This is a genomic window from Tessaracoccus flavus, from assembly GCF_001997295.1.
Classification (GTDB): Bacteria; Actinomycetota; Actinomycetes; order Propionibacteriales; family Propionibacteriaceae; genus Arachnia; species Arachnia flava.
In genome coordinates this window covers 1,399,445-1,410,619 of record NZ_CP019605.1, presented here as the reverse complement: position 1 = coordinate 1,410,619, position 11,175 = coordinate 1,399,445, and the positions used below count along the sequence as shown (strand labels likewise).

Sequence of the window (11,175 nt, the reverse complement as noted above, 5' to 3'; positions counted from 1 at the left end):
TCAGCCCAGGGCCGCCCAGGTCATTGGGCCGACGACCCCGTCGGCGGACAGCCCGTTGCTCCGCTGGAAGCTCCTGACCGCCGACTCGGTGGCCGGACCGAAGCTTCCGTCGGCGGTCAGCCAGTAGCCCTGCGCACTCAAGCGCTGCTGGAGGTAGACCACATCCGACCCCTTCGACCCTCGCCTGAGCGTGGGCCGCGTGGAGGCCTGGGGAGTCGGATCGGTCCAGCCCCCGGAGGTGCCGCCGCCGGTGGACCCGCCGGTCGATCCGCCGCCCGTGCCCTCGAGGGCCGCCCAGGTCTGGGGGCCGACGACCCCGTCGACGCTCAATCCGTTGCTCGCCTGGAAGGACCGGACGGCCGACGACGTGGCCGGTCCGAACTTGCCGTCGATCGTCAGCCACGCCCCGTGCTCGGACAGCTTCTGCTGCAGATAGCGCACATCCTCGCCGCTGTCGCCCTGGCGCAGGGTGCGCCGCGTCCCCGTCGCCGGAATGGGCTGCCCACCTCCGCCGCCCGGGTTCGGGCCTGGATCGGCCGGCGGATCAACGGTGAAGGGCTTCTGGGCCTGGTACTGCGCTGATGCGTTGCCGAGCGTGTAGTAGTTCGGCACCTGGTCGGGGGGCATCTGCATCTGGATCCTGGAGTGGAAGGCCCGGTAGTCGCCGCTGAAGGAGCCGTTCGACCAGGTCCGCAGCAGAGCCTCCGTGAAGAGCCCGTTGGTGTCGCCGTCGCTCGCCACCTGCGAATCCTGGCACCCGGCCAGGAGGATCAGCTGCGCCGCGATGTCGGTGCTGCGGGTGTTGCCGGCCAGTTCCTGAACCGAGCGGTAGAGGTCGCGCCGCCGCTCGGAGTCGGCTGCCGCCATGCTCGGCGGGAGGGCGCGGGGCCGCAGCGGTGCGACGGTGACGTCGACCGGCCAGAGCTCCTGCCCCAGCGGATTGCGCACCAGCGCTTCGCGTGCGGCGATCGCCAGCACCGCCCTGGCCACCGTGCCCGAGTGGCACGAGTCGGAGACGACGAGGATCCTCACCCCCGGGGAGAACTGGGCCCACATGCGGTAGAGCTCATCGTCGAGCACCTGGCGGTCGTACAGGCACCAGGTTTCGTCGGTGCTGTCGTCCTCGTCGCCGTTCTGGTCGGTGACCCGGCCTCCGTGCCCGGCGAACGTGATGAGCGCGATGTCGCCCGCGGTGGCCTTGCGGGCGAGGTCGCCCAGGGCTCCGAGAAGTGCCCACGAGGTCGCCTCCGCGTCGAGCAGCGTTCGGGTGTTGAAGCCCTGGGAGGCGGCCAGGTCGGTCATCGACCTGGCGTCGTTGATGCAGCCGGCCAGCGGCGCGGGAGCGGGGATGTACTGGGACGGATCCACCACGTTGAGGCCGAGGTGGAGGGAGTAACCGGTCATGATGAGGTCCTTTCGGGGGCTCAGGGGTTGGGGATCGGGATGAGCACGCCGCGGGTGCGGACGGGCCAGGAGACCGGCGAGGCGGTCACGCGGGTGCCGTCGTCGGCCACCGACGACACGGTGAAGGTGAGCGCCGGGTCGGCGGCGTAGGTGGTGAGTGGGAGGACAAACTCGCGCTCGGCCTGGCGTTTCGAACGGGTGAGGATGACGGGCTCGGCGTCGGAGCCGAGGAACTGCGCCGCGATCTCCAACCCCGTCAGGCCGGCCAGGTCACCGGTGGCGACGAAGGTGACCGCGAGATGCAGGTCCTCGATGTAGCTGCGTGTCTCATCGAGACTCTCCGCCCCGGGTTCCACGGTGGAGTCGACGTGGAACGGGCCACCTGCCGGGGTGGCGAGCTGCACCGTGGCCTCCCCGCCGGGATCGAGCACAACGCCCGGCTGTGCGACGACGACACCGTCGGTGACGATCCGGTGGACCGCGACGCGCCGGCTCAAGTGATTCGTCAGTGTCAGCCCGTCTCCAGCGGCTGTGACAGTGACGGGTCCGCCGGGGGGCCCGGTCACGCGGCTGAGGTCCAGGCGGAGCGTGCTGATGGCCTCGTCGCCGCCGGGCAGCCGGTAGCGCGCCGAGCCCATCAGGCCTGATCGTTGGAGCAGCGCCTTGAGGGTCAGGAGCCCGGGGATGTCGGTGCTCAGCACGAGCGTGAAGCCGGTGTCGATGGCGACACAATCGAGGGAGACAGCCTGGGGCGCCGCCCAGCGCAGCTCGGGGGTGAGGCCCGCCTGCCAGGGGGTGACCAGGTCCGCCGGACGGCCGATGCGGGCGCTGAGCTCCGCCTTCAGCAGGTCCAGTTCCGCATCGCTCAGCTCGGCCTCGAGCGAGGCTGCCAGCACGCACCGGATGTTCGCCGGATCGTCGACGTCGATCGTCGACGTGAGCAGGAGGGTTGGCTCGTACGCGCGGTCGGGCTCGTCGGCCCCGTAGCGCCCGATGGCGTGGCCCGCCGCCACGACCAGGAAGCGGCCCGGCTGGGTCAGCGACCTGAACACGCGCGCGCCGGCGACGCTGGCGGCGGGTTCCGGCTGCCAGACCCGGTGCTCGGCCTGGCCGAGGCGGAGCGCGGGCTGGCACCCCACCGACTCCCAGCCCGAGGGGCCGTGCTGACGGTAGAGCTGGCCGTGCTCCGCGCAGGGCACCAGCACGGGCAGGCTCTGGGTGGTTGCGGTCATGAGCCGGACGAACCGGGACTGCCGGAACTGCTTGAGCAGTCCCACGTCGAGCGTGGCCAGCGCCGGGGTGAGCCCGATCTTGGCCTTGGCCATCCCCATGATCTGCGTTGCGGGCAGCGCCTTGGCGATGTTGTCCGGTCGGCGCAGTCCGATGAGCTTCGTCCCGGAGACGGTCTCGCGCCGCGTGGGCGTGGTCTCGCGCCGCCAGCCGCTGTAGGACAACGTGACATCCAGCGACGCCGGGCGATCCTGGAATCCGGGCGTGGAGAGCGCCCCGTACGCCAGCCGGGCCCACGTGTCACGCAGGGCGAAGGTGGCGGTCAGGGTGGAGCCCTCCTCGCCGAGCGCCCCGTCGACGCGGACGTTGCTCGCGGTGATGATCTCCTCGCTGCCCACGCCCTGCTCGTTGCGCAGCGGAATGCGCAACCCGATCCGGGGTTCCACCGGGATCGGGCGGGCCGCGGGCCGGCCTGCGCCCTCCCACGCCTCGGTGGTGGCGGCAGAGCGGCCGGCCGCCAGCGTCAGCACGATCGTGGCCTCCATGCCCGGAGACCCGTCGGCCTGGTGGCCCGCCGGGACGAGGCTGAAGCTGAACGGTGAGGCGTCCGGGTCAGCCCCGGGCTCGGGCAGCACCAGCGTCAGCTCGGGGATGAACCAACGCGACGCGCCGTCGCGGTCCTGCAGCAGCGCGGAGCCGTCGAGGATGGGGCCGGACTCCTGCGCCTTCAAGCCGACGGCCAGGAGCAGGTCGTGCCGGATGGCCTGGACGGCCTTGGGCCGCACCACCTGAGTGATGGGAAGCGCCTGGTCCTTGCGCAGCAGCAGCAGGTCGCGACCACCGCCCCTGGTGCGGGCGGGTCGCGCCGGCGGTACATCGGTGAGCTCGCCGCCCTCGGCGGTGACGAGGCGCACGTGATCGGCCAGCCGATCGCCCGCCGCTGACCGGATGAGCTGGGCGAGGGGCTCGGCCCCGTCGCGCAGCCGACCGTCGGCGAACCGGACCCGCACGTGCAGCATCGGCCCGGCGGCTCCGCCTGCCAGAGCGAGGAGGAGTTCGCGCGCCTCATCGCCCACCAGCGTGGTCGCGAGGGCGGCCGTCCCGAAGGGCCCGGTCGCCTGCGCGGAGGCTCCCTCCGCCGTGTCCAGCCGGAAGCCGACCCAGCCGAGCCCGGGCAGGTCCACGCTGAGTTCGACGGCGACCGTCGCGCTGAGGACGAGGTCGGAGATCCGGTCGTGCGGGGCTGGCGTGCGGGCGAGCAGGAAGCTCACCGAGAGGCCGGGGCTCCCGGTCGGTAGGCGGCGCACCTGGGCGATGCTGGACATGGCAGGTACCTCAGAGGGTGTAGGAGAGGAACTCGGTCGGAGCGGCCGTGCTCCGGGACGCCGGCCCGTCGTCGGGCGCGGACTCCGGGAGATATTCGGACGCCTCCTCGGGGGCGGCTGGGGCCTCGGTCGGTGCCGCCAGCTCGCGGAGCTTGCGCACCCGTTCATCCACCAGCGCTCGCGTCACCACGCCCTCGCCGTCGGGCGGGGGGACATCGACGATGAGGGGGCCGTTGCCGTTGGCCGTCACCCACGGGCCGGTCCAGGACTGCCCCTTGCGGAACAGCGTGCCCTTGACCGTGGCCGTCACCTTGTAGCGGTAGTACGGGAGCATCTCCGGGTCGCCCGAGAACACCGTCCAACTACGGTCGGCGTCGAGGTCGTCGAAGCCCCAGCGGAACCGGACGGGAGGCATCCCGAGGGGCTCGTAATCCCGATCGGTGGCCTCGATGACCACCTCGACGGTCTGGGACTTGTCCTCCAGCATGACGCCAAGGCCGATCGGGCCGACGGCGATGCGGCCGGCGTTGTCGGCGCGGACCTCGAGGGTGGTGTCGTTCAGCAGGGTGCCGTTGGGCTCCGGGTCGAGGTCGATGACGTTGCGTTCGATCTGCACCCGGTGGAACGGGTCGAGCGTCTCGCTCGGGGGCTCGGCCAGGTGGACCTTGCGCTTGACGTAGGTGAGGTCGGGGGTCCAGCCGTCGGGCGCGTTGCTCACGTCGCCGGCGACCTTCTTGGCCGTCTGGAACTTCCACGTCGGGTCGTTGCCGTCGGAGCCGGTGAAGCTGTGCCCGGCCCAGTTGAGTTCGCCGGTGGTGTTGGGATAGCCGACCTGGACGGAGAGGAACTGCACGGTCTTGTCGTCCCAGCTGGCGACCGGGCGCACCACGCGGGCGAGCCGCTGGGGCCAGTCGTCGAGGTAGACCGTCATGAAGTACTTCCGCTCCGCCTCCGCATCGGCCGTGATCTCGTCGCCCATCCCCGCCAGGGAACTGGCCACGGTGTGGTCCTGGAGGTAGGCGAACTGCTTGGTCTCCTCGTAGTGGAGGTCGAGGTGGTTCTCGTCGCGCCGATACTTGAGCGAGAGTCCGACCCCCCACGGAGAGAAGAAGCTGTTGCCGGACTCGGCCTTCGCGGCCTCGACCTGGGGTGCGGGCTGATCGAAGATCGTCTTCTGCGCCATCTCCATGAACTTGTTGAACACCAGGTCGGAGCGCTCGTCCATCTGCTTGGCGATCTCGCCCGCCCCGGGCAGGGTGGTGTCGACCTTGACGTCGACGGTGATCTTGCCGGACTTGCGCATCTTGTTGAACTCGGCCTGCGCATCCACCTTGGCCCACAGGTAGCGGCCGGACGCGGCCGCGGAGAAGTGCTGGAACACCGAGTCCCAGTTCCCGTCGATCTTGATCGTGCACACCGGCGACCAGACCTTGAGCTTGAAGTTCTGGATGACGATGAGCGGGCTGGCCCCGCCGTGGAAGGCGGCCCACGCGATGGAGGCGGGGTACTTGCCGAGCAGGCCGGAGAAGGCGTGCGTGCCGGTCGGGTCGATCGACCCGCTGCCCTGGCCCTGCATCATGCAGTACCACGGGTCCAGGTTGCTGTCGGTGGCGCCGGGCTCAGCGTCGCGGGTGTGTGCCTTGGTCCTCGGCATGCCGAGGGTTCTGAATCCTCTCGAGGGGCCGCGGGTCTCACCCGGATCGAGCGTCGGGAAGCCCTGCTCGGTGGGCGACATGTTGGACACGCTCGTGGTGGTCTGGGCGATGATCGCGGGCCGGAACATGGGCGGCTTGCGGGTGGACTTGAGCCCCCAGAAGACGTCGGTGCTCTCGCTGAACTTCGCCGTGATCTCGCCCTCGGCCTGCCGCCTGGTGGTTTCCGGCAGGGCGCCGGTGACGGAGAAGGTCATCATGCCGCCGGCGACGTCGCCACCGCCGCCGATCACACCCTCGCCGCCCGTCCCGGCGAAGCGGACGAGGTTGAACAGGTAGTCGCCCTTGTCGGGGCCTTCCTTGCGGGCCATCCGGATGCGGTTAGGGATGTAGTAGAAGACCGGCGCCTCGCCCTGGGCGATGAGCTCCCGGTTGTTGACGTCGGGCAGATAGAGCACGTCGTAGCCATCCTTGGTGATGGGCTGCGTGCCACCTGCATAAGTCGGACCCATTGCCTGGACCATGGTTGCGCCTTCCTCGTGGGGTGGGGGCGCTCTCTGCGCCCTTACCCCTCCAGGAGCGGCCAGGCGGCTCCGTGATACGTCAGAGCGCTACCCGCCACGGGGCGCCGAAGCAGGTGAAGGCTCCGGCTGCGGGATCACCCGCGGTCGCGAGCGCAAGGGCGGTAGCGGCATCGACGCCGGTGCGGAGCTTCTCGTGATAGGCGGCCATGACCTGGGCCGCCAGCGCGTCGTCGACCGGGGCCACCGGCGCGACGACGCAGACCACCCCCGCGCACAGCAGGGTGGCGGTGAACCCCAGCGGCTGGTCTCCGGGACGCTGGGTGGCCCGCCCGACCTCGCACGCCGACAGCACCACATGGCTGGCCCGCATGGGCAGGCCTTCGAGTTCGTGGGCGAACACCGGCCCTCCGTCGAGCAGGAGGCTCGAGAACAACGGGTTGTCGCCGCGGTGCTCGCCGTGGGCCGCCACGTGGACGAGGTCGGCGGCGGCCAGCGCCGACGGCAGAGCGTCTGCCGCGGAGGCGTTCCAGGCGGTGCTGACCGCCCTGGCCTCCTCGGCGGCCAGCTCGAGGGCGGGGCCGGTCAGCACCTCGGCCGTCGGGTCTGAGACGGTGCGCGCCCCGGTGGCCCAGCTCGAGGCGGTGGGGGAGACGGTCACGGGTCGTCCGGCGAGGTGGGGCAGCGCCAGCCACGGGACGCCCGTCAGCGCGCGCGTCGGGACGATCACCAGGGGGCCGCTCCGGTCCGCCAGCGGGGCGGCGACGGCCTGGCCGAGCTGATGCAGTCGGGCGTTCAGCGAGGACCGCACAGTGGCGGCCAGCGGATGAGCCGGCCCTAGCCGTGCCCGCACCGTCAGGTCCGCGTGGACGGCCTCGACAAGTTCGATCAGGGCCGCCGCGGAGCCGAGATGCACCGTGTGGGTGGGCCCCTCGCCCAGGAGCACAGCATCGATGTGGTCACCACGGCGCACGGTCACCACGATGGTCGCTCCGGCGCTGCGGGCGGCCCTGCGCAGAGCGCCCGCACTCATGATGCCGGGCAGGGGGGGTTGGGCGCGCGGGGCCCCCCAGGTGAGAGCTCGCACCTCGTGCTCCGCGCCGGCGATGGACGCGGCCACGGTGGGCGCGTCCGGCGCCGCCGGATCGAACTCCGCGCGCAGTTTGCGCAGCGTCGAGGCGGCCTCGGCGAGCCGCGGATCGGTGGGTGGACGCACCTGAGGGGAGGGTCGGGTGGCCATCCGCCACCGCTCGGTCGTCTCGACCAGCGCGTCGGGGCCGAGGTCCGCCGCCAGTTCGATGTCCAGGGCTGCGGCGGCCTCCCCGTGCAGGGCGGTCGCGGTTCGCAGATCCAGGCTGGCGAGCCCGAGTTGAGCCCTGACCAGCGTCGAGCTGGCGCGGCGCAGAAACCGTCTGGCCACCGCCGCATCCTCCGCGGCCGCAGCGAGGGCCAGGAGCCCCGCCAGACGCAGTGAGACGGTGGGGGAGCGGGTGAGCTGCGCCGCGTATGCGGTGAGGTCCGTGCGGTCCGCGCCGCCGGGATTGGGTGCCATCAATCCAGCTGCGGCGGCCCTCAACGCCACGCCACGATCGCCGGCCTCGCGGGCGTCGGCCCACAGTCGGCGGGCGGCCCCCAGACGCGGTCGGGCGAGGAGCCCGACGAGCGCCGCGCGTCTGTGCCATCCGGCCTGGTTCCGCCGTCGGAAGACCGCGGCCGCTGCGCGGGCCCGCTCCCGGGCATCGTCGGCTCGTCCCAGGAGCAGCGCGCAGCGGGCCAGATCGATGTCAACCTCCGCCCGCCGTTGGGCGGTGGGCTGACCGTCGCGGGCCAGCAGCAGCAGGCGGTGCGCGTCATCCGCCAGCCCGGCCTCCAGCAGGACCCTCGCCCGGTCCTGCCGGGACACGGAAAGATCGAGGAGCGGATGGAGCGATTCCGCGTCGTGCATGTGACGCAGCGCGGCGGGCAGGTCCCCGCGGAGGAACTGCACCCAGCCCAGGTTGTGGCGGGCCATGAAGTGGATGGCCGACTCACCCAGGTCCCGGGCCAGCAGGCTCGCCGACTGCAGGTCGGCCACGGCGTCGTCGAAGTGGCGCAGCTCGGAGGCGAGCGTTCCTCGGTTGAGCAGCATCCTCATCCGGTCCGGGGCGGGCAGGTCGTCGTCGGCCACCTCGCGCAGGCAGCGCCACGCGGCACCGAGATCGCCGGACCTGGCGTGCACCGTCCCGATCTGGACCGTCGCAGCCGCCGCGAGATGGGTGAGTCCCGCCCGGTGTGCGGTCCGACGTGCCTCCGACAGCGAGCGGAGCGCCGCGTCCGGACCTCGCTCGTCGTAGACGGTCCAGGCCAGCGAGATGCGGATCCGCAAGGAGAGCTCAAGGTGGTCCGGAGGGCAGCGGGCGGCCGCCTTCACCAGCAGGGCGCGCGCGTCGGCCGTTCGGTGCTCCGCGAGCGCCGAACGGCCCAACTCGTACAGATCCTGCGCCGGCTCCGCCACTTAGACCTCGATCGTCGGCGTCACGACGGGTCGCTGGCCGGGCCGCGACGGCTGGATGAGGAAACGCACTGGGCCGTGCGGGACATGCTCCCAGGTGAGCCGACCCGTCGCATCGCTCACGCGGCTGAGGCGGAGAGCGCCCGCCCGCAGCTCGACCTCGACGCCGCCCCCGGTGACCCAGCCATCGATCCGGACCCCCCCGTCGGACTCGGAGAGCGAGACCATGAAGCTCGTGGTGGAGGCGGTGAACGTGATGGTGTCGACGACCACCGGATCGATCGATCGGACTGTGGCCAGATCCCGGGATTCGAGGGTGGCGAGTTCCGCCTCCATGATCTCCAGGGACACAGCGAACATGAGCCGGTCGATGAGCCCGTCCGGGACGGGGTCGTGCTCCAACTGGGCGGAGGCAACCGCTGCGAGCAGGCGCTCGTCGTCGGCGTCGAGGGGGGCGTCCGCGGCGTAGTCGTTCATGAGAGGCTCCAGGCGGGGTCGTCGGCGAGGGCGGCGCGCAGGGCCGCCAGACAGCGCCCTCGCGTCGGGCCGATGGATCCCACCGGCATGCCGAGCGCCGCCGAGATGGCGGCGTAGTCGGGGGTGGGCGCGAACGCGATGACGCGGATGAGGGCCTGGCAGCGGGGGCTGAGTGCCTTGACGTGGCGCCAGAGCCTCAGCCCCCGGTCCTCGTCGAGCACGATCGTCTCCGGCGTGGGGGTGGGTGCGGGGGAGTCCTCGACCAACGGCTCCTCGCGTCGCGCCCCGGCCGCGCGCCAAGCCGCGCGTCGCGTGGTGGTCAGCAGCCAGGCGAAGACGGCCTGAGGGTCGTCGATCGTGTCGGCCTTGCGGACGAGTGCCTCCCAGGCCGACTGGACGACATCCTCGGCCTTGGCGCTGTCGAGCCCGGCGGAGCGGGCAACCGCCCACAGTGCGGGCGTCAGCAGCGAGACCAGCTCGCTCATCCGACCCGTCTCGCCCGAGCGGTACGCGGCGAAGGCCGCTGCAGCCTGTCCGGACAGCGACGACGTAGCGGGGGCGCTCATCGGACCCACCCCAGCTCGTCTGTGACGGCGTCCCAGCCGCGGGCCAGGCAGGCCTTGGCCTCCGGCAGCGGCGCCAGCCGGTGCTGGGCGATCCGGGCCGCCAGCTGGCCAGCCAGAACCGGAGCTGCGAAGGAGGTGCCGGACCAGGATGCGAAGCCGCCGGTGAAGTTCTCCGGATCGATGGTGGCCCGCTTCTCGCCGACGGCCGCGAGCCGTGCCCGCGGCTGCAGGTCGCCGTCCAGATCGTCGGGCACGGTGCTGACCAGGGCCGCCCCCGGGCGGTGGCAGGTGACCCACTGGCCGGCGTTGGAGAAATACGCCACCGTCCCATCCGGGTTGAGCGCTCCAACGCTCACCAGCGGCACCCGGCCCGGATCAAGCCCGGACACCTGCTCGGCAAAGGCGGCGGGGAACAGCTTGTCGGTGGTGGCCTGATTGCCCGCCGACGCAACGACGGCGACGCCGGCACCAGCCAGGAGCGCGAGCACCCGTCGCAGCGGGGCATCCTCAGCCGCGTCGTCGGGGTCCTCGTGGTAGTAGCCGAGAGACAGGGAGATGACGTCGATCAATTCGTCCACGTTCCCGCCGGCCTGGGCGTCGAGGTGCCGCAACAGCAGCAGCGCGAGCACCTGGATGAGGACCGCTTCGGGCATCGTGCCCGCATCGTCGATGAGCGCGATGACCTCGATCCGTGCCTCCGGGCACAGCTGACGGATGAGGCCGGCGATGAAGGTGCCGTGGCCGGCGTGGGAGCGGACCCGGCCGTCGAGGGGGTTGGCGGGCGGGATGGGGGCGGCTGAGGGGAGGTCGCCGCCGATGCCGAGCCGGAACCCGTAGGCGTAGACCTCGCCGGTGGCGGTGGTCGGGTCCTGGAACCACGGGTGCGAGCCGAGCGCGGTGTCCGGCACGACGACCACGGGTCGCCGCCGGAGGGTGCGTGCCCTGAGCGCAGGATCCGGCAACACCAGCGAGACCGGCGTGCGGCCACCGGAGCCAGGGGACGAGTACTCGGACGCGGCGGGCATCGAGACGTAGTAGGGCATGGACACGTAGTACGGCATCGAGACGTAGTACGGCATGCCCTGGTAGGAGGGTTGCAGGCTCAGCAGGTGGTTGAGTTGGAGCCCAGTGGCGGCCTCGGGGTGGAGCCGTCGGGCCAAAGCCAGGACGCTCCAGGCGTCCGGTGGCGGACCGTCGGCGGAGCGGATGCGGTAGTCGCTGACCCAGGCACCCTCCAGCACTGAGGACGCGCGTTCGTCCGCGCGCAACCGTTCAGTGACTACGGACTTGGGGTCGGCCGGTTCGACCGACCACCCCAGTTGCGCCGCCGCCTCACGCAGCACCGCGACGGCCGCGCGGTCGTCGCGCCCAGGCCGACCGCGCACCAGGATGGAGTCGCCCAGATAGCCGACGGGTCGGGGTGGGCGACCGCCGGGCAGCGGATCGGACGTCAGTGGATCGAGAACGCGCGGCATTGACAGCGACATGGATACCTCCGGGCCGGGGGAC

General features: G+C 71.8%; 7 protein-coding genes. All 7 read right to left on the bottom strand.

Annotated elements, in window-relative coordinates; all coding sequences use genetic code 11:
- A complete protein-coding gene (locus RPIT_RS14945) occupies positions 1–1,404 on the bottom strand; it encodes a peptidoglycan-binding protein (RefSeq protein WP_093664832.1) in 1,404 nt (467 codons plus the stop codon).
- 20 nt (positions 1,405–1,424) lie between these two features.
- Positions 1,425–3,959, bottom strand: a complete 2,535-nt coding sequence (locus RPIT_RS06440; protein WP_077341660.1) for a hypothetical protein — start codon at positions 3,957–3,959, stop codon at positions 1,425–1,427.
- A gap of 10 nt (positions 3,960–3,969) precedes the next feature.
- A complete protein-coding gene (locus RPIT_RS06435; RefSeq protein WP_077341659.1) occupies positions 3,970–6,135 on the bottom strand; it encodes a hypothetical protein in 2,166 nt (721 codons plus the stop codon).
- A 79-nt stretch (positions 6,136–6,214) separates the two neighbouring features.
- Positions 6,215–8,626 carry a CHAT domain-containing protein gene (locus RPIT_RS06430; protein WP_077341658.1) on the bottom strand — a complete coding sequence of 804 codons (2,412 nt, stop codon included), beginning with the start codon at positions 8,624–8,626 and terminating at the stop codon, positions 6,215–6,217.
- Positions 8,627–9,100: a hypothetical protein gene (locus RPIT_RS06425; RefSeq protein WP_077341657.1), complete on the bottom strand. Its 474-nt coding sequence runs from the start codon at positions 9,098–9,100 to the stop codon at positions 8,627–8,629.
- Complete coding sequence (locus RPIT_RS06420) at positions 9,097–9,666, bottom strand: RNA polymerase sigma factor (RefSeq protein ID WP_077344240.1); 570 nt, start codon at positions 9,664–9,666, stop codon at positions 9,097–9,099. Before RPIT_RS06420 ends, RPIT_RS06425 begins: the two co-directional genes overlap by 4 nt.
- Complete coding sequence (locus RPIT_RS06415) at positions 9,663–11,153, bottom strand: S8/S53 family peptidase (protein WP_077341656.1); 1,491 nt, start codon at positions 11,151–11,153, stop codon at positions 9,663–9,665. Before RPIT_RS06415 ends, RPIT_RS06420 begins: the two co-directional genes overlap by 4 nt.
- Between the last annotated feature and the right edge of the window lie 22 nt (positions 11,154–11,175).

Bases quoted from the DNA above. Each gene is read 5' to 3' on its own strand.
- RPIT_RS06425 (WP_077341657.1), bottom strand. From the start codon at position 9,100: ATGAACGACTACGCCGCGGACGCCCCCCTCGACGCCGACGACGAGCGC.
- RPIT_RS06420 (WP_077344240.1), bottom strand. From the start codon at position 9,666: ATGAGCGCCCCCGCTACGTCGTCGCTGTCCGGACAGGCTGCAGCGGCC.
- RPIT_RS06415 (WP_077341656.1), bottom strand. From the start codon at position 11,153: ATGTCGCTGTCAATGCCGCGCGTTCTCGATCCACTGACGTCCGATCCG.
- RPIT_RS06440 (WP_077341660.1), bottom strand. From the start codon at position 3,959: ATGTCCAGCATCGCCCAGGTGCGCCGCCTACCGACCGGGAGCCCCGGC.
- RPIT_RS06435 (WP_077341659.1), bottom strand. From the start codon at position 6,135: ATGGTCCAGGCAATGGGTCCGACTTATGCAGGTGGCACGCAGCCCATC.
- RPIT_RS14945 (WP_093664832.1), bottom strand. From the start codon at position 1,404: ATGACCGGTTACTCCCTCCACCTCGGCCTCAACGTGGTGGATCCGTCC.